This window comes from Methanothermobacter sp. (assembly GCF_030055425.1).
Lineage (GTDB): Archaea > Methanobacteriota > Methanobacteria > Methanobacteriales > Methanothermobacteraceae > Methanothermobacter.
Genome location: NZ_JASFYE010000002.1, coordinates 42,026 through 66,681 on the forward strand (window position 1 = coordinate 42,026; position 24,656 = coordinate 66,681).

At 49.8% G+C, this 24,656-nt stretch carries 25 protein-coding genes; 15 read left to right on the plus strand and 10 right to left on the minus strand.

Features of this window, described 5'->3' with window-relative positions; translation table 11 throughout:
• The first annotated feature begins 64 nt into the window (after positions 1-64).
• From QFX39_RS02590 to QFX39_RS02610, 5 genes are all read left to right on the plus strand, one after another.
• Entirely contained in the window at positions 65-382 is a 318-nt protein-coding gene (locus tag QFX39_RS02590) for a hypothetical protein (protein WP_300477258.1), read from the plus strand.
• Positions 379-1,089, plus strand: a complete 711-nt coding sequence (locus tag QFX39_RS02595) for a hypothetical protein (RefSeq protein WP_300477259.1) — start codon at positions 379-381, stop codon at positions 1,087-1,089. The genes QFX39_RS02590 and QFX39_RS02595 overlap by 4 nt, the downstream gene beginning before the upstream one ends.
• Positions 1,090-1,267: 178 nt before the next feature.
• Positions 1,268-1,555 carry a winged helix-turn-helix domain-containing protein gene (locus QFX39_RS02600; protein WP_300477260.1) on the plus strand — a complete coding sequence of 96 codons (288 nt, stop codon included), beginning with the start codon at positions 1,268-1,270 and terminating at the stop codon, positions 1,553-1,555.
• Positions 1,552-1,869: a hypothetical protein gene (locus tag QFX39_RS02605; RefSeq protein WP_300477261.1), complete on the plus strand. Its 318-nt coding sequence runs from the start codon at positions 1,552-1,554 to the stop codon at positions 1,867-1,869. Before QFX39_RS02600 ends, QFX39_RS02605 begins: the two co-directional genes overlap by 4 nt.
• An 87-nt stretch (positions 1,870-1,956) precedes the next feature.
• Positions 1,957-2,160, plus strand: a complete 204-nt coding sequence (locus tag QFX39_RS02610) for an LSM domain-containing protein (RefSeq protein WP_237779089.1) — start codon at positions 1,957-1,959, stop codon at positions 2,158-2,160.
• On the opposite strand, the gene QFX39_RS02615 is transcribed toward QFX39_RS02610, so the two are convergent.
• From QFX39_RS02615 to QFX39_RS02630, 4 genes are all read right to left on the minus strand, one after another.
• Complete coding sequence (locus QFX39_RS02615) at positions 2,161-3,153, minus strand: methanogenesis marker 12 protein (protein WP_300477262.1); 993 nt, start codon at positions 3,151-3,153, stop codon at positions 2,161-2,163.
• A gap of 45 nt (positions 3,154-3,198) precedes the next feature.
• On the minus strand, positions 3,199-4,185 hold the full coding sequence (ilvC, locus tag QFX39_RS02620) for a ketol-acid reductoisomerase (protein WP_300477263.1): 987 nt from the start codon (positions 4,183-4,185) through the stop codon (positions 3,199-3,201).
• Positions 4,186-4,247: 62 nt separating this feature from the next.
• Complete coding sequence (ilvN, locus tag QFX39_RS02625) at positions 4,248-4,745, minus strand: acetolactate synthase small subunit (protein ID WP_013294869.1); 498 nt, start codon at positions 4,743-4,745, stop codon at positions 4,248-4,250.
• Between the two features lies 1 nt (position 4,746).
• Positions 4,747-6,471 carry an acetolactate synthase large subunit gene (locus tag QFX39_RS02630; protein WP_300477265.1) on the minus strand — a complete coding sequence of 575 codons (1,725 nt, stop codon included), beginning with the start codon at positions 6,469-6,471 and terminating at the stop codon, positions 4,747-4,749.
• Positions 6,472-6,602: 131 nt separating this feature from the next.
• Here QFX39_RS02630 and purD point away from each other — a divergent pair, with 131 nt between their 5' ends.
• Together purD and argF are read left to right on the plus strand one after the other, a co-directional pair.
• Positions 6,603-7,916: a phosphoribosylamine--glycine ligase gene (purD, locus tag QFX39_RS02635; protein WP_300477266.1), complete on the plus strand. Its 1,314-nt coding sequence runs from the start codon at positions 6,603-6,605 to the stop codon at positions 7,914-7,916.
• Between the two features lie 12 nt (positions 7,917-7,928).
• The gene (argF, locus tag QFX39_RS02640; protein ID WP_300477267.1) at positions 7,929-8,828 is read left to right on the plus strand and encodes an ornithine carbamoyltransferase; all 900 of its coding nucleotides are present in this window, start codon (positions 7,929-7,931) and stop codon (positions 8,826-8,828) included.
• Between the two features lie 171 nt (positions 8,829-8,999).
• On the opposite strand, the gene argS is transcribed toward argF, so the two are convergent.
• Genes argS through ilvD form a run of 3 tightly spaced genes read right to left on the minus strand, consistent with a single transcriptional unit; the run spans position 9,000 to position 12,793 of the window.
• Positions 9,000-10,682 carry an arginine--tRNA ligase gene (argS, locus tag QFX39_RS02645; RefSeq protein WP_300477268.1) on the minus strand — a complete coding sequence of 561 codons (1,683 nt, stop codon included), beginning with the start codon at positions 10,680-10,682 and terminating at the stop codon, positions 9,000-9,002.
• 15 nt (positions 10,683-10,697) lie between these two features.
• Positions 10,698-11,135 carry a signal peptidase I gene (locus QFX39_RS02650; RefSeq protein ID WP_300477269.1) on the minus strand — a complete coding sequence of 146 codons (438 nt, stop codon included), beginning with the start codon at positions 11,133-11,135 and terminating at the stop codon, positions 10,698-10,700.
• Positions 11,136-11,143: 8 nt separating this feature from the next.
• Positions 11,144-12,793: a dihydroxy-acid dehydratase gene (gene ilvD, locus QFX39_RS02655; RefSeq protein WP_300477271.1), complete on the minus strand. Its 1,650-nt coding sequence runs from the start codon at positions 12,791-12,793 to the stop codon at positions 11,144-11,146.
• A 108-nt stretch (positions 12,794-12,901) separates the two neighbouring features.
• Between ilvD and QFX39_RS02660 the strand changes: the two genes are divergently transcribed.
• Positions 12,902-14,122: an MgtC/SapB family protein gene (locus QFX39_RS02660; RefSeq protein ID WP_300477273.1), complete on the plus strand. Its 1,221-nt coding sequence runs from the start codon at positions 12,902-12,904 to the stop codon at positions 14,120-14,122.
• A 53-nt stretch (positions 14,123-14,175) separates the two neighbouring features.
• Here QFX39_RS02660 and QFX39_RS02665 read toward each other — a convergent pair whose 3' ends face one another.
• Both QFX39_RS02665 and hcp read right to left on the minus strand, forming a co-directional pair.
• A complete protein-coding gene (locus QFX39_RS02665; protein ID WP_300477274.1) occupies positions 14,176-14,493 on the minus strand; it encodes a cupin domain-containing protein in 318 nt (105 codons plus the stop codon).
• Between the two features lie 6 nt (positions 14,494-14,499).
• Positions 14,500-15,975 (minus strand): hydroxylamine reductase, encoded by a 1,476-nt coding sequence (gene hcp, locus QFX39_RS02670; RefSeq protein ID WP_300477275.1) that lies wholly within the window; start codon positions 15,973-15,975, stop codon positions 14,500-14,502.
• A gap of 87 nt (positions 15,976-16,062) precedes the next feature.
• Between hcp and QFX39_RS02675 the strand changes: the two genes are divergently transcribed.
• The 4 genes from QFX39_RS02675 to QFX39_RS02690 all read left to right on the plus strand — a co-directional run bounded on the left by QFX39_RS02675 (position 16,063) and on the right by QFX39_RS02690 (position 19,961).
• Positions 16,063-16,809, plus strand: coding sequence for a TrmB family transcriptional regulator (locus QFX39_RS02675; RefSeq protein ID WP_300477276.1), 747 nt, complete (start codon positions 16,063-16,065; stop codon positions 16,807-16,809).
• A gap of 156 nt (positions 16,810-16,965) precedes the next feature.
• Positions 16,966-18,783, plus strand: coding sequence for a threonine--tRNA ligase (locus QFX39_RS02680; protein ID WP_300477277.1), 1,818 nt, complete (start codon positions 16,966-16,968; stop codon positions 18,781-18,783).
• Between the two features lie 106 nt (positions 18,784-18,889).
• Positions 18,890-19,657 (plus strand): ParA family protein, encoded by a 768-nt coding sequence (locus tag QFX39_RS02685; RefSeq protein ID WP_300477279.1) that lies wholly within the window; start codon positions 18,890-18,892, stop codon positions 19,655-19,657.
• Between the two features lie 4 nt (positions 19,658-19,661).
• On the plus strand, positions 19,662-19,961 hold the full coding sequence (locus QFX39_RS02690; protein WP_300477281.1) for a hypothetical protein: 300 nt from the start codon (positions 19,662-19,664) through the stop codon (positions 19,959-19,961).
• A gap of 1 nt (position 19,962) precedes the next feature.
• Here QFX39_RS02690 and QFX39_RS02695 read toward each other — a convergent pair whose 3' ends face one another.
• Positions 19,963-21,069 (minus strand): radical SAM protein, encoded by a 1,107-nt coding sequence (locus QFX39_RS02695; RefSeq protein ID WP_300477282.1) that lies wholly within the window; start codon positions 21,067-21,069, stop codon positions 19,963-19,965.
• A 645-nt stretch (positions 21,070-21,714) separates the two neighbouring features.
• On the opposite strand from QFX39_RS02695, the gene QFX39_RS02700 reads away from it, so the two are divergent.
• The 3 genes from QFX39_RS02700 to QFX39_RS02710 all read left to right on the plus strand — a co-directional run bounded on the left by QFX39_RS02700 (position 21,715) and on the right by QFX39_RS02710 (position 24,615).
• A complete protein-coding gene (locus QFX39_RS02700) occupies positions 21,715-22,095 on the plus strand; it encodes a hypothetical protein (protein ID WP_300477284.1) in 381 nt (126 codons plus the stop codon).
• A gap of 92 nt (positions 22,096-22,187) precedes the next feature.
• Positions 22,188-23,543: a Ni-sirohydrochlorin a,c-diamide synthase gene (gene cfbB, locus QFX39_RS02705; protein WP_300477285.1), complete on the plus strand. Its 1,356-nt coding sequence runs from the start codon at positions 22,188-22,190 to the stop codon at positions 23,541-23,543.
• Complete coding sequence (locus tag QFX39_RS02710; RefSeq protein ID WP_300477287.1) at positions 23,533-24,615, plus strand: oligosaccharide repeat unit polymerase family protein; 1,083 nt, start codon at positions 23,533-23,535, stop codon at positions 24,613-24,615. The genes cfbB and QFX39_RS02710 overlap by 11 nt, the downstream gene beginning before the upstream one ends.
• Positions 24,616-24,656 lie beyond the last annotated feature (41 nt).

Sequence of the window (24,656 nt, forward strand, 5' to 3'; positions counted from 1 at the left end):
TAAATTCGGAAAAATTTCTTTTAAGAGAAGGTCCAATTTAAAATAAAAGATTGGAGGACCTTAAATGGAATACACTATTTTTAACGTGACTCTTCCATTAATAGGGCTTTATATATTAACCTATACGCTTTACAGGAATGGTAGGATACGAAGAAGTTTTCATGTGAACCTCTGGAACCTGATCATACTCATCGCATTTCTGATATCAGGGATTGGAGGTTTCGTCCTTCTCCTCCTGGTGGAGAACGGTATAAGGTTTCCACTGAACTCACAGCTTCTCTACTGGCATGTGGAGGCGGGCCTGGCCCTCGTGCTTGTAACGGTTTTTCACTTCCACTGCTACACAGGCAGCTTAAACAGAATCCTGGGGGTTGGTAAATGAACCTGAAGAAAGGATTTAAGTTTCTGACCGGAATTTTACCATTCGCAGCCGCAATATCCACTTCCGGCATTTCATGCGCCGCTTCATGCCCCTATGGTCTTGTGAACGACCCCTACCCTGGACAGTGCCCAAGGTTCACGGATCTCAACGGTGACGGCATATGTGACCTCTCACAGACAGCATCCACAACAGATTACGCAGCATCTGAGGATAAGGAAGCTTCTTCATCTGACCAGGGGGCTTCTTCATCCAGCGGTAGCGATGATTACAGTCCAGCAGAAACTTCTGAAATCAACAGGACACAGAATCACACCCCTGAACATAACGTGAGTGGAGATGTTTCAGACGGTACCATTGGAGAGTTCAGCGGCCATGAAACAGATTACCATTTAATACCTGTGAGCCTCATTATAGTGGGGGCGTACCTCCTAACGCTTTACCTCATGCGCAGCGGCTACATCAGGGGTTCAGTGTACAGAAGGCTGTGGAACATGCTAATAACTGTGGGATATGCCGGGACAGGACTTACAGGTATACTCCTCCTCATATTCATACGCCTTGGTGTAAAAACGGCCATGAATCCATCTGTGACCTACTGGCATGCTGAACTTGCAATTCTGATGGTTACAGGTACCCTGATACATGCCCACATATACTGGAAGCCTTTAAAGGGCATGTTCAGCCAGCTGATGAGGGGCGCATCCTGATGGTGAAGCAGATCACCACTGAAGAATCATGATGGGCTTCAGAATCCCCACTCCCCACCTTTAAAATTCCATTTATTAGTATGATGTGTGGACTCTCAGGTATTCAAAGGTAAATCACTGAATGGGTCAGTGCCAAAAAATTATCAGTGTTTACCCCCATAGGTATAAGAGTGGTTCCATGAAGAGGCTCCTGTGGTGGCTTATTGCAGCGACACGTGGGGGAGTGAACCGTGCAAGGATAATCCGGATGCTGCATGAGAGGCCATACAATACCAACCAGCTGGCAGAGGCGCTTAAACTTGACTATAAGACTGTTCAGCATCACCTAAGGGTTCTTGAGAAGAATAAAATCATAGTATCATCAGGTGAGAGGTACGGAAAGATGTACTTTCTTTCAGATGCAATGGAGGAGAATTACGACTTATTTGAGGATATAATGGATAGGATCAGGGGGGTGGATGTATGAGGGGAGTTCATGCCCGTAATTTCATGGCAGATCCCGGGCTCACATTCCTGGCGGTTGTAGTGGGGATTCTGAATGTGTTCGTCCTCCTCATCCTTCTGGGGGTCTATGTTTCAGGCTACAGGAAGATCCGGTCCAGTTTTACACTTGGACTTATAGGGTTTTCCATGCTGCTGCTCCTGCAGAACATCATATTCATAATTTTCATGCTGATACGGGAGGGTTTCAGGGGACATGGACTGGGATTTCCTGTTCTCAGTGTTAACCTCTGTCAGCTTGCCGCGCTTCTGGTTCTCCTCAGGATAACCTGGGAGTAGCCCTGCAGTTTAACTGAAGGATGGAGGATATGTGAAGTATATATAGGCGAATCATTATAGCATTACTAAATCTTTAAGGGGATTCTGATGAAAGGCGATGATAAGGAGTTCAGGGTTAACAAGCAGTTCCTGAAGTTTAAAAACAGGAATGTTCTTCTAACACTCAAAAACAATGAAGAGGCAAGGGGAAAACTCATATCAATAGATAATTACCTCAACACAGTTCTTCAGACTGAGGAGGGCATCAGGTTCATTAAGGGAACCAAGATAGCGTTCATTGCAATGGAATAGTTAGATATCAACCTCTATTCCCAGAATCTCTCTTTTTCCCCCGTGTATATCACGCGCTATCTGGGCACTCCCCATGGAACCGGAGGTTGCATCCAGCCTCTTCACAGGGGCCAGTTCATTCACCATATCTGCAAGTTTTCCGTGGAAATCGTAGGGTTCCCTCATGGCACCCATGGATCCGGTGAGAACGATCCCATCAACACGCTCTGAGATGCCTGCAAGCCCCCATATCTCCATGGCTATGGTCATTATCATGGTCTCAAGTGCAAGGGCCGCTTCCCTCCTTCCCTCAAGGTACATATCAAGGAGTTCATCCCTTGCACGGGATACCCTCGTATCTATGCCGGCTATCTTAACAGCCCCCGCATGAGAAAAACACTCGTTTGCTGTTTTTTCACCATCATCTATTTTCCTGAGCATTTCAAGGTCAAGAGGCCCATGTATAACCCCCATGGCACCTATACAGGCATCCATCGCACCTCTTATCTTCCCGTCCTGTATGAGCATGGTCACAGTATTGGAGCTTATATCGGAAACTATCATGTTCTCCCAGCCGGTATCCAGGTATGCATTGTAGCATATGCTCACCTTCTCTGGACTTGCGTGGTGGGAGTAGGCTGCCCGGAACCTCTCATCAAGACAGGGGGTGTTGCGGTGAAGGCCAGGTATCAGTACAGTGGGTATTCCAGAGGACTCTATTTCACTGTAAACGGCTGTCCCGCCACCTGTGACCTTACCGGCCCCTCCAATGGAGATGATACCCCTGTTCTTCACCCGATCAATGGGCTTTATCCTGTTTATACCGTCACCCATTGCATAGGTTATTGCCATGAGTTCTATCTCTTCAGGGGACACCCTTCCTTCAAGCTCCTCAAGGGCGGAAACCCTGCCCGCCGAGAGTTCCTCCCTCCCTATCTTGAAGTGCTCGACCTTATCCCCAAGGATTGTGAAGGACACTCCTGTTGTCCCATGGTCCATACCCACAAATACCAAGCCAATCACCTTTTAAAAGAAAAATATGGGATTTATCGGCGGAGTTTATTTTTCAAGGCCGCAGAGTTTCCTGAGCTTTGAGCCCACCTTCTCTATCTCCAGTTCTCCCTCAAGGGCCCTCATCCTTTTAAGCATCGGGGCACCGGCCCTGTTTTCAAGGGCCCATTCCTTGGCGAATTTACCGTTCTGGATCTCTTCCAGTATTTTATGCATTTCCTTCTCTGTTTCCTCTGTTATAACCCTCTTTCTCCTTGTAAGGCCCCCGAACTCTGCTGTGTTACTCACATTGTGCCACATGCCCTGGAATCCCCTCTCGTAGATGAGGTCCACTATCAGTTTGAGTTCATGGCATGTCTCAAAGTAGGCGATCTCTGGCTGATAACCGGCCTTCACAAGGGTTCTGAATGCGGTGTTTATGAGTTCTGTTACACCACCACAGAGCACGGCCTGTTCACCGAAGAGGTCGGTCTCTGTTTCCTCCTTGAAGGTGGTCTCAAGGACACCTGCACGTGCAAGTCCGCATGCCTTTGCCATGGCAAGGGCCTGTTCAAGGGCGTCTCCGGTTGCATCCACCTCAACAGCCACGAGACCAGGTATTCCAAAGCCCTCAAGGTAGGTTCTCCTCACCATTGCACCGGGACCCTTGGGGGCCACCATGGTGACGTTTACCCCCTCAGGGGCCCTTATGTAGCCGTAGTGTATGTTGTAGCCATGTGAGAAGGATATGGTGTTGCCCTCCCTGAGGTATGGTTTTATGGACTGCTCAAATACTGTCTCCTGTATCTCGTCGGGTATGAGTATGTGTACGATGTCGGCCTCCCTTGAGGCGTCCTCAACTGTCATGACGTTCATACCATCATCATGGGCCTTCTTCCAGGAGGCTCCACCCCTTCTGAGCCCAACTATAACATCAAGTCCGCTGTCGGCCATGTTCCTGGCCTGGGCTTCTCCCTGACTGCCGTAACCTATCACGGCTATCTTCTTATCTGCCAGTATCTCCATGTCAATGTCATTTTCATAGTAGATCTTCATGAAAAACCTCCTCATCTCTAATTAACAGGGTCATTAAAAATAAAATTTGTGTTCATCTGGATTCAGATGGTTCTCCCACCACGGGACATTGCAGTTGGCCCGGTCCTTGCAAGTTCCTTGATTCCAAAGACCCTCAGGAGCTCAAGGAAGGCGTCTATCTTCTCTGAGTCCCCGGTGACCTCAACTGTAAGTGCCTCACTGCTCACGTCCACTATCCTCCCCCTGAAGATGTTGGTGTACTGTATTATCTCTGACCTCTCCTTCTCTGATGGGGCGTGTACCTTAACCATGCATAGCTCCCTCTTAACGGTGGATGATGGTTCAAGGTCACGGACCTTTATAACGTCTATCAGCTTATTGAGCTGCTTGGTTATCTGTTCAAGCACGCGGTCGTCGCCCCTGGCTATTATGGTCATCCTGGCGATTCCAGGTGTTTCGGATTCCCCTACAGTGATGCTTTCGATGTTGAATCCACGCCTTGTGAAGAGTCCTGCAACCCTCTGAAGGACACCGGGTCTGTGCTCAACAAGGGCACTGATGATGTGTGTGTCGGGTTTCATCTTAATCACCGTCCGCCTTCACTCCAGAGTATCTTATTTCCTGGGGATCCTCCCTTTCAACCCTGTACTCCCCCACTATTTCGGTCAGACCGCAACCTGGTGGGACCATTGGGAGTATCTCCTCCGGGTCTATAACTATATCCAGAAGGGCTGGTTCACCTGATCTTATGGCCCTTGAAAGGGCTTCAGATGTTTCACCCGGTTTTTCGACCCTTTCAGCCTCAATTCCAAATGATTCAGCCAGTTTAACGAAATCCGGGACCTCGCCGAGGTGTGTATGGGACATCCTCTCATCATAGAAGAGGCGCTGCCACTGGGCAACCATACCAAGGTGGCGGTTGTCCATGACACATATCACAACGGGTATGTCATATTCCCTTATGGTTGCAAGGTCCTGGCAGACCATCAGAAATCCGCCGTCGCCACAGACAGCCACAACGTCATTCTCTGGAAGAGCAACCTTTGCCCCTATGGCGGCAGGAAAACCGAAACCCATGGTCCCAAGGCCACCTGATGATATGAATTTTCTGGGGGCCCTTGATGTGTAGAAGTGGGCCATCCACATCTGGTTCTGTCCAACGTCTGTTGTGACAACGGTTTCATCATCCAGGACCTGGCTTATCTCCTTTATAACCTGCTGGGGTTTCAGGGGGACTTCTTCATAACTCATCCTTGGCATGCAGTCCGATCTGAACTTCTGAACACCCCTCAGCCACTCATCATCCCTTTCACCGTGTTTTTTGAGTTTTGCTATAAGCTCCCCAAGGACATTCCTGGCGTCACCGACGATGGGAACATCAACGGCCACGTTTTTACCTATCTCGGCGGGGTCAATGTCCACGTGTATTATTCTGGCATTGGGGGCGAATTCTGCAACATTACCGGTTGTGCGGTCTGAGAATCTGCATCCAACCGCTATGAGGCAGTCACACTCGTCCACTGTTAGGTTTGCAACCTTGCGGCCGTGCATACCCAGCATACCCATGGCCGAAGGATGGTCCTCAGGGAAAGAACCCTTACCGAGGAGTGTGGTGGTCACAGGGGCCTTTATGAGTTCTGATAGCTCCATGATCTCCTTTGAGGCACCTGATATTATCACTCCACCACCTGCCAGTATAACTGGCTTTTCTGACCTCTTTATGAGCTCTGCGGCCCTTTTTATCTGGAGCGGGTGGCCCCGGAGGGTCGGCCTGTAACCCTGAAGGTCCAGCTCATCAAGGGGATCCTGGACCTCCTGTTCCTGTATGTCCTTTGGAAGGTCTATGACAACGGGGCCAGGGCGTCCTGTCTTTGCTATGTGAAAGCTTGCCCTTACCATTGCAGGGATTTCACTTGCATCAGCTGGCTGGAAGCTGTGCTTTGTGATGGGCATGGTTATGCCTATCATGTCCACCTCCTGGAAGGCATCATTCCCGATGAGGTGGGTGGGGACCTGACCTGCAATTGCAACTATGGGTGAGGAGTCCATGTAGGCTGTTGCGATACCGGTTACAAGGTTTGTGGCCCCTGGCCCTGAGGTTGCTATGCAGACCCCCACCCTGCCTGAGGCCCTTGCATATCCATCTGCGGCGTGGGCTGCGCACTGCTCATGTCTTACAAGGATGTGTTTGAGTTCGGAATCATAGAGCATGTCATAGAGTGGCAGTAACTGTCCACCGGGGTATCCGAATACGGTGTCTGCTCCCTGATCCAGAAGTGATCTGATTATTGCCTGGCCACCTTTCATTGGAAACACCTTGAAAATCTATCATTATTATTAATGACATATTTCTTATAAATACATAATAAAGGTAAGTGGTAAGGTTATATAAAACAATAGGGAGATTTAAGTTTATCAATTTCAGGGAGGATTATCCGATGAAAATACTTGTTGTGGGAACAGGAGCAAGGGAACATGCCATATGCAGTGCACTGGCAGATGAGGCAACAATATACTCTGTGATGGGTAACAGGAACCCAGGTATATCAAGGCTTGCCAGTGAATTCATGGTTGCTCCTGAGGTTGACACAGAAAGGGTGGTCAATTTCGCATTCAGTAAGGGCGTTGACCTGGCATTCATAGGTCCTGAGGCACCCCTCGAGGCAGGGCTGGTCAATGCCCTTGAGGAAGCAGGCATACTATCGGTGGGGCCCACCAGGGAGGCTGCCAGAATTGAGACAGACAAGTCATTCATGCGCAGACTCTTTGAAAGTTACAGTATCCCCGGGTCAATAACCTACCGTGTCTTTGATGACAGGGAGGAACTCAGGGAGTTCATGGATGACTTTGAGGGCGAGGCTGTGGTAAAGCCGGTGGGACTCACAGGCGGAAAGGGTGTTAAGATAGTCGGCGAACACCTCCAGGACAACTCAGAGGCAATTGAATACGCCTGTGAGGTAATAGACAATCGTATAGGCGGCCATGCAAGTGTTGTTATAGAGGAAAGGGTTGTTGGGGAGGAATTCACCGTCCAGGCCTTCTCTGACGGCGACCGTATCGTACCAATGCCCGCAGTACAGGACCACCCCCACGCATATGAGGGTGACCAGGGCCCAATAACAGGAGGGATGGGTTCCTACTCAGACTCAGATGGTCTTTTACCGTTTCTAACACAGAAGGACTATGATGAAGCAGTTGAGATAATGCAGAAGACAATCGATGCAATTAAAAGTGAGGCAGGGCCCTATAAGGGAGTTCTCTATGGTCAGTTCATGCTCACAGCCGACGGACCGAAACTCATAGAGTACAATGCACGTTTCGGGGACCCTGAGGCAATGAATGTGCTCCCACTACTTGAGTCCAGCATGCTTGAGATCTGTGAGGGAATCGTGGACGGAAGTCTCAGCGGGGCAAGGTTCAGGAACCTTGCAACGGTCTGCAAGTACCTTGTACCTGAGGGATACCCTGATAAGGGGGTTGCAGGCTCTGAAATAAGGGTTGAAGAGGATAAAATAGAGGACATGGGGGTTATAACGTACTATGCAGCGGTTAACCAGGAGAACAGCACCATATACACCTCCTCATCCAGGGCACTTGCACTGGTGGCCCTTGCAGAGAACATATACTCTGCAGAGGAGCTCTGTGAGAACGCCACAGGACACGTGAAGGGAAGGCTCTACCACCGGAGAGATATAGGTACCAGGGAGCTTGTTGAGAAGAGGGTGAAGCACATGGAGGACCTCCGGTCCTGAGGAGTTGGGCAGATGAGGCATCTTCTATCTGTATGTGACATGGAAGACGTGGTGGCACTCCTTGACCTTGCAGATGACTACAAGGCAGGAAAAATCCCGGGAAAGGTACTTGAGGGCAGGACCCTTGCCATGATCTTTGAGAAATCATCAACAAGGACCAGGGTCTCCTTTGAGGTTGGGGCATCCCAGCTGGGTGCACAGCCCCTCTATCTATCAGCATCAGACCTGCAGCTTGGAAGGGGGGAGCCAATAGCAGACACCGCAAGGACCCTCAGCAGATACGTTGATGGGATCATGATAAGGGCCATAAGGCACTTAGATGTGGTTGAACTTGCATCAGAGTCTTCTGTACCTGTTATAAATGGGCTCACGGATCTTGAACACCCATGCCAGGCGCTGGCTGACATGCAGACTGTAAGGGAGAAACTGGGGGACTTCAGTGGTAGACTGGTATTCGTGGGTGATGGTAACAACGTCTGCAACTCACTGCTCCTCATAACAGCAATGCTGGGGATGGACATGGACATTGCCTGCCCACCAGGCTATGAACCCGACACGGAAATCACTGGAATGGCAGAAAAAATCGCCAGAAAAAGTGGTTCGGAGATAAGGGTGCTCCATGACCCTAGGGAAGCTGTTGATGGCGCGGATGTTGTCTACACCGACGTCTGGGTCAGCATGGGCTATGAGGAAGAGGCGGATGAACGCCTCAGGGTATTCAGGCCATACCAGGTGAACTCAGAGCTCATGAAACTCGCATCCCCCGACGCCATATTCATGCACTGTCTTCCTGCTGTGAGGGGGCAGGAAACGACCTCTGAGGTCATCGACGGGCCGCAGTCAGTTGTCTGGGATCAGGCAGAAAACAGGCTACATGCACAGAAGGCGATAATGCACTGGCTCATGGGATGATTGAGGGTGTTGCCTGTGGTGATGGACTGCTCAGGCAGGCATGAACAGGAGTCCAGGGAGGGCTTCTCTGTTCACAGCATCCTTCTTTTATCCAACGCCGACTGAATGTCAGACTTCAATACATTATGTGCACATGAATTTTTCTGAGTTCCTGTTTAACCAAAAATTAATTTACATGGTCTCCGGGGCATGTATACCCAGAAGACCAAGGGCATTTCTGATCACGATCCTGACAGAATCAACGAGCCTCAGCCTTGCACCCTCAAATTCAGACCCGATGACAGGTGTGGATCTGTAGAAACTGTTGAAGGCATTTGCAAGGTCCTGCACGTACTGTGCCACAGGGTGAACCCTCCTTGCCATGGCGGCCTCCTCAACAACCACAGGGAAACGGGCAAGGAGACGGACAAGTTCTTTTTCATCGTTTTCAGGTTCCCAGGTGTCTTCGATATCCTCATAGCCATTGAAGGATGCCTTCTTGAGGAGTTTGCATGCCCTTGCATGGGCGTACTGTATCGATGCACAGCCACGTTCAAAGCTGAGGGCCTCATCCCACCTGAACACAATGTGCTTCTCGGGGGAAAGGCGCGCTATATAGTACCTTATGGCCCCGTTGCCGATGGCCTCGGCGATATCGTCTGCAACGTCATCTGGAAGTTCTCTCCTCTTTTTAACCTCCTCAAAGGCCCTTTTATGGGCCTCGTCCATCAGTTCATCCACCGATATGAATACGCCCCTCCTTGTGGACATTGAGCCCTCAGGGAGTGTTATGAACTCGTAGAATATGACCTCTGGTTTCTTACCCCCAAGGAGATCCACGGCGATTCCCACCTGCTCCGCTGCAAGTTTATGGTCCGATCCAAGGACGTCAATGAGAATATCCCCTTCACGGGATTTCTGGAGATGGTAGGCTATGTCCCTTGTGGAGTAGAGGGATGTTCCATCTGAACGGGTGAGCACAAGTTCCTTTTCAATGCCGAAATCCTCAAGGTCAAGGTAGAGGACCTCATTTTCCCTGGTGAGTCCCGTTTTTCTGAGGGATTCTATAACCTCACCAACCGTCCCATCCCTTACCAGTTCCCCCTCCCACACGAACCTGTCGTGGTGGACGTGTAGCCTTTGCATGGTCTCCTTCATTCCATCAAGGCAGTACTCCACAACCTCCCTGAAGGTGTCCTCGTTCTCACCGGCCTCGTATTTCCTCAGGAGTTCATCCACCTCATCTTTTATACCAGGATCCTCTTTGAGTTTCTGGTTAACCTCAAGGTAGAGCCTTCCAACCCTGTGGTCCCTCTTATCCCCGGGGTAGTCATCCAGGGTTTTCTGGAGGTTCAGAAGGCCCCAGACAATCATGGCTATCTGTCGCCCCATGTCATTAACGTAGTACTGGGTTTCAACCTGGTATCCTGCCATTCTGAGTATCCTTGCAAGTGAGTCCCCGATGATGGCATTCCTTATATGCCCTATGTGCAGGGGACCGTTGGGGTTTGCAGAGGTGTGCTCAAGGATTATCCTCTCACCCCTCTCTGGATGGGACCCGTAGTCGTCATCCATGATTTCAAGGAGTTTTCCTGAAAGCTTTCCATAGTCAACAAAGAAGTTTATGTAGGGCCCCTTTGATTCAACGGCCTCAAAGATCCCAGGAGTTTCAATCACCGACATTATATCGGAGGTTATCTCCATTGGCGGTCTTTTGAGTTCACCTGCAAGTTCAAAGGCCACCGTGCATGCAAGATCTCCCAGCTGGGGGTTTGGTGGTTCCTCCAGTTTGATCTCTGATGGTACTGGTAGCTGGAGCTTCTCAAGCGCCTCAATTATTGAATCCCTTGCACTGTTTTCAATGTATCTGAACAATTTCCTCACCTGCCTTCAGAGTCCCTTAAGCCAGAGTGTTATGTAGCCCACCTTGGGTATCATTAGCGGATTTGAACCCACCGTTATAACCCTTGCCTCAACCTGTGATGGGTACACAGGTGCGGGGTCAGGTGATGGGTTGTTGTCACCCTTTGTGATGTAGTATTTTTGACCTGCTTTATCCTTTTCGACGGCTATAACCCTGTGTATGACCGGTTCGGGGAACCATGTGGCGTCATAGATTATTATGTCACCCTTCTGCACGTTTTCAGGGTCCAGTTCATTTATGCCAAAAAAGTTGCTCTTCTCGATTATCACTATGTCGCCCCTGTAGAATACGGGCTCCATGCTTCCTGATACAACCACGTTCATGTGCTGTGATGCAACAACAGCGAGTAAGAGGAGGAGAATGTATGCTGCTGCTTCAATCAATTCCCTTTTATCATCACTCATGCTCACACCTATCTCAGAATGGCACCTGTATCTGCTGAACCTGCGAGTTTCCTGTAGCGTGCAAGCCATCCCTTAACGCGGCGCTCTGGTTTTTCTGCAGATTCAATCCTTCTTCTGATCTCATCTTCTGTCAGATCAACCTCAAGCTTTCTTGAGGGTATATCTATCCTTATTGTGTCCCCATCCCTCACAGCCGCTATGGGACCATCCTCCATTGCCTCGGGGGAGACGTGTCCCACGCATGGCCCCCTGGTACCACCTGAAAACCTTCCATCGGTTATGAGGGCCACCCTTTCAAGCCCCATACCTGCAATTGCAGAGGTGGGGTTCAGCATCTCCCTCATACCAGGGCCCCCCTTGGGGCCCTCGTACCTTATTACGATGACATCACCCTCGGCTATATCTCCACTGAATATTGCCTCAACACACTCATCTTCACTCTCAAATACCCTGGCTGGGCCCTCATGGACCAGCATATCCTCTGCAACGGCCCCCTGTTTCACCACGGAGCCCCTGGGTGCCAGGTTACCCCTGAGTATGGCGAGGCCACCCTCCCGGTGGACCGGGTCATCCAGGGGCCTTATAACTGTGGTGTCACTCACCCTGGCATCCCTCATGTTCTCAGCGACGGTTTTTCCTGTGCAGGTTATGCAGCTGGTGTTGAGGTGATCCATGAGGGTTTTCATGACGGCCGGTATTCCCCCTGCCCTATCAAGGTCTATCATCATATGATCACCTGCCGGTGATATTGATGCTATGTGGGGTATTCTGAGGCTCAGCTCATCAAAGACGTCAAGGTTGATGCCAAGGCCCTCCATCTCAGCTGCTATGGCAGGGATGTGGAGTGCGCTGTTGGTTGACCCCCCAAGTGCAAGGTCCACCATCACCGCGTTTTCAAAGGCCTCCCTGCTCATTATATCTGTGGGTTTGAGGTTTTCCTTCACCATTTCCACTATCCTGTGACCTGAGAGCCTTGCAATCTGCCTCTTTTTTGAGCTTACAGCATGGGCAGTTGCGCATCCAGGGAGGCTCATTCCCAATGCCTCTGTGAGGCAGGCCATGGTGTTGGCTGTGAAGAGTCCTGCACATGAACCTGGACCTGGACAGGCGCATCTTTCGAGCTCGGCGAGTTCATCCTCACTCATTTCACCTGCACTCACTGCGCCTACACCCTCATATACATTTATGAGGTCAACCTTCCTTCCCTGGAACTCTCCTGGTAGCATGGGGCCACCGGTGACCACTATTGATGGTATGTCAAGTCTTGCAGCGGCCATCAGCATACCCGGTACTATCTTATCACACGTTGGAAGAAGGACAAGTCCGTCAAGGGCATGGGCCATTGCCATGCTCTCCACGGTATCTGCGACTATCTCCCTTGATGCAAGGGAGTACTTCATGCCCTCATGGTTCATGGCTATTCCGTCGCATATGGCCATGGTGTTGAATTCAAATGCAACTCCACCTGCAGCGTTGATTCCGGCCCTGACCTCATCTGCAAGTTCCCTAAGGTGGAGGTGGCCTGGCACGATATCCGTGTAGCTGTTGGCTATCCCTATGAATGGCTTTTCAAAGTCATGGTCTGTCAGGCCACATGCCCTGAGGAGGGAGCGGTGGGGCGCCCTCTGTATTCCCCTTTTTATGGTATCACTTTTCATGGAATCACCGTTATTATCATCACCCTGATTATTATTAATTATCATGGAATAAATAATATTAATTTAACTGTCATATATTATAACATGGATTTCCCTGTAATTAAGTTTTTGATAGCCCTTGCCATAGGAGCCCTGGTGGGTATTGAGAGGGAGCGGAGGACCCAGGGGACTGAATTTGCGGGTATAAGGACCTTCATCCTGATATCACTCATGGGGGCCCTTTCAGCATATCTATCAGAGATTTTCCCTCTGATGCTTCCTCTTGCCTTTCTGGGTCTGGTTGCCATAGTATCTGCGAGTTACATTGTGAGCACGAGGGATGATGGGGATATTGGGATAACAGGTGAGGTTGCAGCGTTTGTAACCTTCATGCTTGGGGCCATGTGTTTTTCAGGTGATTACAGGCTTGCAGCAATGCTTGCCATCATTGTAACGGCTCTCCTTGCCCTCAAAAGGTACATTCACATTGCCGTAAGGAGGATAAGTGAGAGGGAGATGATAGATACAATAAAATTCCTTGTAATAGCCTTTGTGATTCTCCCTCTTCTTCCGGATACATCGCTTGGCCCGTGGGGGGTTTTCAACCCCTATCAGGTGTGGCTGATGGTGGTGTTCATATCAGCCATAAGCTATTCAGGTTACATTGCAATGAAGATAGCAGGTCCAGACAGGGGCCTTAGCGCCACGGGAATAATAGGGGGACTGGTGTCAAGTACAGCTGTGGTTACGGCAATGGCAGGTCGGGTTAGGGAATCTGATGATCTCATAAGGCCTGCGGTGTTCGCATCGGTCGTTTCAAGTTCAATGATGTTTTTCAGGATCCTGCTGGAGGTCTCCGTTATAAACCCCTCACTTATGGGATACGTTGCACCCCCAATGCTTGCAATGGGGGTAACCGGGATGGCCATGGGTGTTCTGTTCATCAGGTCACCATCGAAGATTGATCAGGATATTAAAATTCAAAACCCATTCTCTGTTAAGCCTGCACTCATATTCGGGGCGCTTTTCATGGCTATTCTATTCCTATCCAAGGCAGCGAACGTCTACATTGGCAGTGGGGGTGTCCTGGCTGCGGCTGTGATTTCTGGGGTTGCTGATGTGGATGCCATAACTGTGAGCATGTCTTTACTGGCAGCAGGGGGTTCTTTAAGTTCTTCAACAGCTGCAGCTGCCATAACCCTTGCAGGAGTCTCAAATACAATTATAAAGGGCGGACTGGCTTTTGCACTTGGCACAAGAATGTTCGGGAAAAGGGTGGGGACCCTCTTCCTCGTCATTGTTGGCACAGGCCTCGTGGCGGTTGGCCTTATGGTATCTAGTTACTTTTGATTTGTTAGGCTTGATGGTGTTGGCACCTTTTTTAATTTGAATCCACCACAAACTCATGACCTTATCATGGTGAGGAGCATCTTGAAGGGTTCCCTCGCCATCACTGCATGTGGCTCGTTGGCCGGCATTATTATCATCTCCCCTGCGGCCACAAGGTTCTTCTCTCCACTTATTGTAATTTCTGCCTCACCCTCGATCACCTGGACCATGGCATCGAAGGGCGCAGTGTGTTCACTGAGGCCCTGCCCCCTGTCAAAGGCAAAGAGGGTCACTGTACCGGTGTCCTTTCTGATGATCTCCCTGCTCACAACTGAATCGTCCTGGTAGTCAATGAGCTCATTCAGTTTCAGAACCTTTCCCTTAATCTCCATTTTTCATCACCCCATCATTTTCTTCATGTCCTCTTCAGGGTCACCTATTGGTGTGAGTTCATAGTTATCAACGAGCACATTTATGATGTCGTCGTTGGCCCATCCAGGCAGTATGGGACCTATGTACATGCCCCTGAGGTTGAGTGATAGGAGGCTCCAGAGTATTGCAGCGGCCTTCTGCTCCATCCAGCTGAGGACTATGCTGAGGGGCAGATCATTCACGTCCATACTGAAGAGGTTGCTCAGTGCCTCCACAAGTTCCACTGCCACTATGGAGTCGTTGCACTGGCCAAGGTCTATTAGCCTGGGAATCCCCTCAATGTCACCCAGATCCATTGAGTTGAAACGGTACTTGCCGCAGGCCAGTGTGAGGACCACGGTATCCTGGGGGAGCTTCCTCACAAATTCGGTGTAGTACTCTGCCCTGGGTAGCGGAGAATCACACCCACCAACAAGGAAGAATCTCCTGATTTTACCCTCCTCCACCAGCTCCTTTATTTTATCTGCAAGTGAGAGGATTGTTGAGAGTCCGAAACCTGTTGTTAGTGTCGCTGCCTCCTCCTCTTTAAGGGGTGGAAGTTCCAGTGCCTTCTCTATCACTGGACTGAAGTCGTAGCCATCCACATGTTCAACCCCCGGGAGCCGGGCAACACCACAGGTGAACATTCTATCCCTGTAGCTGTCATGGGGTAGCAGAACACAGTTTGATGTTCCAAGCACCGCGGCGCTGTAGCGTGAGAAGGTCTCCCTCTGGTCGAACCAGGGCCCTCCGAGCTGCCCGGCAAGGTGCGGGTACTTCCTGAGGCCAGGGTAACCATGGGCTGGGAGCAGCTCCGAGTGTGTGTACACATTCACACCAGTATCCTCGGTCTGCTTGAGCAGCTCTTCAAGCGCCTTCAGGCTGTGACCTGTTGCTATTATGGCGGGGCCATCAAGGGCCCCAACCCTCACCTCTGTGGGTTCAGGTTCCCCGTAGGTGTCAATGTGGGCCTTTTTGAGGAGCTTCATGGTCCTCAGGTTCATCTCACCAGCCTCAAGGGCGAGGGTTACGAATTCCTCTGCATCGAAGTTCACGTTGGTGAGTGTTGAGTAGAATCCCCTCTCAAGGAAGGCATCCACAACTTCATCTGTGTATCCGAGTTCACGGGCATGGTAGAGGTAGGCAGAGATCCCCTTAATTGCAAATAGAAGGTTGTCCTGGAGTCTTGCAACGGTTGCTTCCTTTCCACAGACCCCCTTTACTGTGCAGGCCCTTCCACGGACGGTCTGGGAGCACTGGTAGCAGAACATGTCTATGTCCTCTGGCCTCACGCGCCTCACCTCACCCTTCAGGGGCTCGAACTGGTCCTTACCCACATTGCATACCGGGCAGACCCAGTCCTCTGGAAGTTCCTGGAAGGGGGTTCCAGGTTTTATACCTGATGTGGGGTCACCCACGTCAGGGTCGTATATGTAGTCACATACCTTGCAGCGGTACTTCATTTCAATCACCATATTAAAAACTGACAGCAAATTATATATAGATTTTGTCACTATTTGAGTATAAAATGTAACACTAGAGGTGTCTGTTTGGAGAGGAAGGTGAGGAATGCGCTTAGACTCCTGGGACTTACAGATTATCAGGCGGCCGCATACACTGCAATGGTGTCACTGGTATCTGCAGGGGCATCCGAGGCGGCCGAGGCATCAGGAATCCCAAGGTCAAGGATCTATGAGGTACTGAGGCAGCTTTCAGAAAGGGGATTCGTGGAGGTGGAGCGCGGCAAACCTCTCAGGTACCATGTGGTCCCCCCTGCAGAGGTTTTCAGGAGGGAAAAGAAGAGAATAATGAAGGAACTGGATGATGCCATGCACCAGCTCAGGCGAACCTATGAGGACCAGGTTTCAAGGGTACCGGCCCCGGTATGGCTCATACACGGACAGGAGAAGATAATGAAGAAGGAACTCGAGATCATATCGAGGACAAGGTCCGAACTCAAAATGAGGATGGGTTTCATATTCAGGGGCGAGCTGAGAGAGCTGCGCCCTGCAATTGAGAGGATAATGGATAGGGGTGCTGATGTAAGGATAATGGCACCTGAGGATCTTGATCTGCCCTGTGAGGTGAGGGTCGTGAGCATGCCGCCTGTTCGGATGTTTGTGAGGGACTCAGTGGAGATGATGTGGATATTCTCCAGGTTCACACCTGAGGGATCACCGGTACCTGAGTCTGCAATGGGTATATGGAACCAGTACCCTGAGATAGCAGAGAACTACTCGAGGATATTTGACGGCATATGGCATGGGAAATCCTATGGAGAGGGAGGAGGTATCTAGCCACACCATTTATGCAGTAATCTGCCGGGTCTTCAGCACTTAATCCATGGATATGCAGTTTTCTGGAGTCTTTTATCATTCCCCTTCACATAGGCAATATTTAAAAACCTTCGCCCTTAAAACAATAACATTATATTATTCTTACAAGGTGATGGCATGAGGATACTGTTAATTCACTCTGATTACCTGGAATACGAGACAAAGAACAAAACAGGGATAGCGGAGGAAATACCCGAAGATAAAATGAAGGGACACTTCACCGAGTCCCTGGTGGTCTTCACAGCGGTGGAGGCTGAGGATGAGGAGAACCCTGATTCAGTCATTGAAAATGCGGTAAATGAAATAGTGAGGGTTTTTGGTGACGTTAAGGCTGATAATGTGGTTATATATCCATATGCGCACCTCAGCTCCTCACTGAGCTCCCCGAAGACAGCCCGCAGGGTTCTTGAGGGAATGGAGGAGGCGCTGAGGGAGAGGGGAATTGAGGTCTCAAGGGTCCCCTTCGGCTGGTACAAGGCATTCAGAATATCCTGCAAGGGCCACCCACTATCGGAACTCTCAAGGACCATAAGGCCGGAGCCCATCAAAGAGGAGGAGGAATCAGAGGAATCAGAGTGGTTCATACTCTACAAGGGCCAGAAAATCAGACCGGAAGAATTTGAATTCACAAGCAGGGACCTTGAAAACCTTGTGAAGTATGAACTGGGTGTGCTCGAATCATCCGGCGAGGAGCCACCACACGTTAGACTCATGAGGGAGAAGGGCCTGGCGGATTATGAGCCATCAGCAGATGTGGGACACCTCAGATGGTACCCCAGGGGAAGGCTCATAAGGGATCTTCTTGCAGACTACGTTTACATGCTCGTAACCAGTGAGGGGGCCATGCCGGTTGAGACCCCCATAATGTATGACCTTGAGGACGAGGCCATCAGGGTCCATGCAGAGAAGTTCGGTGAAAGGCAGTACAGGATGAAGAACAAGAAGGAACTCATGCTGCGATATGCATGCTGCTTCGGGGCATTCAGGATACTCTCAGATTCCTTCCTCACATGGAAGAATCTCCCTGCCTCAATATATGAACTCTCCACCTACAGCTTCAGGCTTGAGAAGAAGGGTGAGGTGGTTGGCCTCAAAAGGCTCAGGGGCTTTACAATGCCCGACCTTCACACGGTATGCGCCGACCTTGAACAGGCCCTCACCGAGTTTGCAGGGCAGGTCGGGATGTGCATGAAGACAGGTGAGGACCTCCAGGTGAACTATGAGGTGATATTCAGGGCCACCAGGGATTTCTATGAGGAGTACTCTGACTGGGTGCACTCAGTGGCGGATAAGATAGGAAAACCTATACTCCTTGAACTTCTACCCTCAAGAAAGCACTACTGGATTGCCAAGATGGACTTTGCAGCCATAGATTACCTTGGAAGGCCAATAGAGAACCCAACAGTTCAGATAGATGTTGAGAGCGGGGAAAGATTCGGCATAACCTATGTTAACAGTGATGAGGAGGAGGTCAACCCTATAATCCTCCACTGCAGCCCAACAGGGAGCATAGAGAGGGTTATCTGCAGTTTACTTGAAAAGACGGCCATTGAGATGGATGAGAAACCACCAATGCTACCTGTCTGGCTTTCACCGACACAGGTAAGGGTGCTTCCAATTGCCGAGCGCCACCTTGAATTTGCAGAGTCCCTTGTATCAGAGATGACTGCAAATGATGTGAGGGCGGACCTTGACGACAGGGCGGAGACCCTTGGTAAGAAGATAAGGAACGCTGCCCAGGACTGGGTACCCTACGTTGTGGTTGTGGGTGACAGCGAACTGGAGGGCAAACTCACAGTTAACATCAGGAGCACAGGTGAAAAGGTTCAGATGGATCTCCATGAGCTCATCGAACTCGTCAGATCAGAGACCCAGGGAATGCCATTCAGAAGGCTACCCCTCCCTGTCAGACTTTCAGAGAGAATCAACTTCTAAAAAATTTTTTGGCCCCTCTTCTTATAAGTTATAACTTATAAGATATAATTTATAAGTTCTAAATTCTAAGTTCCAAGTGATTATCCTATCAGTTGATGGTGATTCAATGGGAGAGATAATTTCAATCATAAACCAGAAGGGGGGCTGTGGCAAGACAACAACCGCAGTGAACCTCTCAGCAGCCCTTTCACTACTTGAGAGGAGGGTGCTGGTGGTTGACATGGACCCCCAGGGTAACGCAACGACAGGGTTCGGTGTGAATAAATCTGAACTGGACTCAACCATCTACACAGTACTCAGCAGAAAGGCATCCCTCAGGGATGTGATACTGCCAGCCGAACTCGAGGACCTGTACCTTGCACCCAGCAACATATCCCTGAGCGGTGCAGAGATCGAACTCAGCAGCGAGATAGGCTACCACGCCATCCTCAAGGAGGCTCTGGGGGACGTGAGGGATGAATTCGACTACATATTCATAGACGCCCCGCCGTCACTGGGGATACTCACACTCAACGCCCTCGTGGCATCTGACAGTGTCATAATACCAATACAGGCGGAGTACTATGCCCTCGAGGGAATGGCCGACCTCCTCAGAACAATGAACCTTGTTGAGGAACGTCTCCAGAGCCCCTGCCCCATAAAGGGGATACTCATAACCCTCTATGACTCGAGGACACGCCTTGCAAGGGACGTGCAGGGGGAGGTTGAGAAGTTCTTTGGTGAAAGGGAGAACATCTTCAGAACAAGGATACCGAGAAACGTACGCCTTGCAGAGGCCCCAAGTCATGGAAAACCATGCATCACCTATGACCCTGAAAGCACAGGTACGGGGGCCTACATGAAACTCGCAGCTGAAATACTGGACATGGAGTGATATGATGACACAGAAGAAGGGCCTTGGAATGGGACTCGATGCACTCATCCAGTCAAGGACAAGGAAGGAAGTGAAGGAGACCTCTGACTCAGTGGCCGGAGATGTGCAGGTTGAGGCTGTTATAAGGGAGGTTAAACGCAACCCCCGCATAACCCTCTGGTCTGCAAGGTCTGCAGCGGTACTCAGGTACCTGAAAAAGACACAGCCAGAGTTCAGCATAAGCAGGGAGGCATCGGACCTCATAGAAAGGGCCGTTAAGGAGAAGTACCCTGAAATATGGGAGATGTTCTCTGAACTCCAGTAATTCAATCGCTCTTATTCCAGCTGCTGAGGGTTGTCTGGGATCCATCGAGGTATATGAAGGGTTCAGCCCTGCCCAGCCTCACCCCCATTCCCTTCAGGATATCCGGGGTGAGGTTAACCTTACCCCTCAGTTCAATTATTTTTCTGGCCGACCTTGGTCCTATTCCAGGGACCCTGATGATTTCATGATAGGGGGCGGTCTTGAGGTCCACCGGGAAGATATCCATCTCCATGGCTGCGGCGTACTTTGGATCCACAGAGGTGTCCAGGTAGCCCCCACTGAACCTCAACTCGTCAACACCGAAACCATAGGACTTCAGGAGGGAGTCAGCCTGATAGAGTCTGAAGACACGCCCGGGGTCTGCTTCGGCCCTTTTCTCAAGTGCAGTCCCTTCAATGGGCTGAAAACCACTGAAGTACACCCTCCTGAGGGAATATTTATCGTAGATCCACTTAACACGTTTAACTATATCCTCATCTGTTTCATCAACAGCCCCAACCATCAGCTGGGTGCTCTGACCTGAGGGTGCAAGTTCAGGGTGTCTCCTCTTGAACCTGCTGATCCACCTCATTCTCCGCAGAATGTCAACACTGTAGTCCTTGGTGGATGAAAGTTCATCAAGACCATCCCTGGTTGCGGTCTCAAGGTTGATGCTCACACGACTTGCAAGTTCCATGGCCCTTCTTACGGTGTCCATGGATGAGCCCGGTATGATCTTGAGGTGTATGTAACCGCCATAACCCTCAAGTCTCAGGATTCTGAGTGTCTCCAGGAGCTTTTCCATGGTTTCATCAGGGTCCCTGCTCACCCCGGAGCTGAGGAAGAGTCCATCAACGTAGCGCCTCTCATAGTAGTCAAGGAATATCCCTGCAACTTCCTCCGGCTTCAGCTCAACGGGCTCTTTCTCTGCGCTGTTTATACAGTACCTGCAGTCGTTGCAGCACCTGTTGGTGAGCAGAACCTTGAAGAGGGGGACCCTGCAGCCCCTGTAACTTGTGTAGTAGATACCCGGCAGCGAAGGGTTCCGCTGGGAGGGGTCTGCACTGTAGTCGCAGAGGTCAAACTGGGCGCTGTCACTCAGCACCTGGACCCTTTCAGCAAGACTCATGGTGAATAATATGTCCATGATTCTATAACTAATTATATCAGGGGGCTCGCGGGATCCGCAGTGATTCTGATGGGGAGATAAGATGAATGATTTGAAAGGATTATAATTGATTTTAAGTCATCATAAGAATTTAAATTAGATTTTAGATCACCAGAAAAGTTTAAAATTTCAAAGCATCCATATAATGCTCTGATATAAACACAGGTCCTTTTTAAGGTTCTGGATCCTCTCAGTATGGTGCCTCTGCACCCCCTTAAATAAACCATCAGATCATTCAATTTAAAAAACGATTTAATATGGCTTATTTTTTGAAAAAAGGAAACGTTAGTGTCAAAGTGATTTAAAGAAGAAATTAAAACATCACACCCATTACTTCAATTTTTAAAAAGTAATTAGAAGGCTCTGATTGAAAAAAAGAGTTATAAAACGTCTTATTTTTCAATTCTGAGGCAAAATATTTATATATGAGGTCAAAGTTATATTCCCAACATCCAGAGGGAACATTAAATATCTTTCTGGATTGGAGGCGGTAAAATTAAGCGACTTTTTATTGCATCTTTATTTCTATTCTCCATAGCTGCAGCGGGCATAACCGCTTCTGAAGCGGAGGATAGAGGAACTGAAATCAGTGCAAAGCCCCTGAAGGTGGATGCCAAGAAGTATCATAAGAAGTACAGCAAAAAAAGAATCCATACAAAGGCGTACTATAAAAAGAGGGTCCTCAAAAGGAAACATGTGAGGGCCTACAGACACACATCAAGGGATGTGGGGGCATCATCCCACACTGTAACCGCGGATTACGTTGAGGCCAGTGGAAGGTGTTCATGTTCACTTCATGTGGACTACAAGGAGCATCAGTCACGATTCAGGAATTACTGCCCATTCTGTGGCAGGCACGGAACACTGAGATATGAAGAGGGCTCCACATGTCCAGAGGGGATGTGGTTCTGCAGCAGATGCGATGCAGACTTCTGCCTTGTCCATGGCAAGTCACACACATCAAGGGCAAGATACCTTCTCAGATGAATTTCTGACAAATCCTTTTTTTTTATTCTGGGAAACAGAGGAAAGGTGCTATTCTCCCAAAACTTAAATAAATGTAGCATCGAGTTTCATATATGAGACTTGTACTTGCAGGGACAGGGAGCGCAGTTGGCAAGACCACCATAGCGACCGGGATAATGAGGGCACTCTCCGATAGGGGCATCCAGCCCTTCAAGGTGGGTCCGGACTACATAGACCCATCATATCACACCATGGCCACAGGAAACATCTCAAGGAACCTCGACTCCTTCTTCATGACAGATGCCCAGATAAGGGAGGCCTTCACAAGGGCAATGAAAATATCAGGGGCCAGAATGGGTATAATAGAGGGCGTAAGGGGACTGTATGAGGGTATAAGTGCAACCGGGGACACTGGAAGCACAGCTTCAGTTGCAAAGGCCCTTAAAGCCCCGGTGGTTCTCATAATAAATTCAAGAAGCCTTGTTAAAAGCGCGGCGGCCATGGTACTGGGTTTCAGATCCCTTGACCCGGAGGTTGAAATCAGGGGGGTTATCCTGAACCAGGTTAAGAACAGGAGACACTACCTCAAGACAAAGGAGGCTGTTGAGGAACTCACAGGCACCGAGGTGGTGGGGGGAATACCAAGGAGCGCAGAACTGGAGGTTGAGCAGAGGCACCTTGGACTTGTACCCGCCGTTGAAAGGGAGCAGATAGCATCCTACATTGAGAGATGGGGCAGTGCGATGGAGGAGTACCTGGACCTTGAGGCCCTTGAGGATATAATGGCGTCTGCAGGAAAAATTGATGGAGAAAGGGAACCCCTGTGGCAGAGAGGAAATAAAAGTAAGGTTAAAATAGGCGTGGCATTTGACGAGGCCTTTAACTTTTATTACAGGGAGAACATAGAGGCCCTTGAGGATAACGGGGCTTCAGTTGTCTACTTCAGCCCCCTCCATGATGAGGAGCTGCCTGATGTTGACGCGGTATACATAGGGGGTGGCTACCCTGAGGTATTTGCAGGGGAACTTGAATCCAACAGATCCATGAGGATGTCGGTGAGGAGGTTTCACGCAGACGGCAGACCCATCTTCGGGGAATGTGGCGGCCTGATGTACCTGATGAGGTCCATTGATGGGCGCGAGATGTGTGGTGTGTTCCCCTACGATGCTGAGATGACAAAAAAGGTCCAGGGACTGAGCTACGTGATCTCTGAGGCGGTCTCTGACAACCTGATAACAGGGGAGGGGGATGTGTTCAGGGGACATGAATTCCACTACTCAAGGGTCTCAGTCACCGGAGATGCGCAATTTGCCTTCAGGGTGCTCAGGGGAAGGGGCATAATGGACTCCATGGATGGAATAACCTCTGGATCGGCCCTTGCAAGTTACGTGCACATACATGCAGCATCATGCCCCAACTTTGCCGCAAACTTCACAAGGAATGCATGGGAGCTCCAGGATGAGGTTTGATATATTCTCCCCCTATTCTGTCATCATAGCGCTGCTCATATACCTTGTGCTTGCCATTTCAGGGACACTGATGGGTATCAGGGGTCTGAGACTTCCATCAGGGCTTTCAATTCTCTATATAGTTCTTGGTGCCACCATATTCATCCTTGGAGCATATATGTCTGGAAGGATACGAACAGAGAAACCTGCCAGTCCAGGAAATCCACGGGAAAAACTTCTGGTCCTTCTTGTCACGTCTGGAATCATTCTACAGGCACTGAACCTTTATATGCTGGGGGGAATTCCGCTCCTCAGCGGTTATCTCAAGGCAAGGGCGGTTACGAAGATATGGCTTCTTTCATACCTCATATTCCTCCCATCAATTAACATGCTTCTTGCAGCTTATCCCAGGAGGAGGTACTGTATTCCACTTATCATTGGAGCCACACTCTTTGCCCTCACAGGCTACAGGACAACCGTTGTGGTTATACTGCTGAGCGGTATCATAACCATCTACTACTCTGCAAGGCCATCCCCCCGCCAGATAGGCCTCCTGCTATCAGCTCTTGCCATTGTGGCAATAGCCGTCGGCTATATTGCTGTTAAATCAATTGAATGGCAGACCTGGACCCTGAATCCACTGGAACTCCTTCTCTACAGGGCAGGCTACACCCTCATGGTATTTGACAGGCTCCTGGACCAGCAGGGGGCAACTGCCGGTAAACTCCTCTATTACACCCTTACAGGATATCTGCACTCAACGGATCCAAGGTCAATCGTTGGTGAGGCCGTGCTTGGCTACAGGCACTCAACAACATCACTCATATTTGGACCCCCCATCCTGGACTTCGGGCTTCCTGCAATGGTTATCCAGATGTTCCTACTGGGAATGATCCTTGGATTCATGCACAGGATTCAGATATCACTGAACGGGATCTTTACAGGTATTTATTCGGTAATTCTGGCCCATACCATAATCTGGGTTGAAACAGGCCCAACAGACCTTGTGGTCTGGTTGTTCTACATGGTCGCTGTCATATCAATTATATACGTCCTCTGGAGGTGTTATCCTGAAACTGGCAGTTGCAGCTGAACTTGCACCTGCAAAGACCTTCCATCCCCTGATGCAGGAAT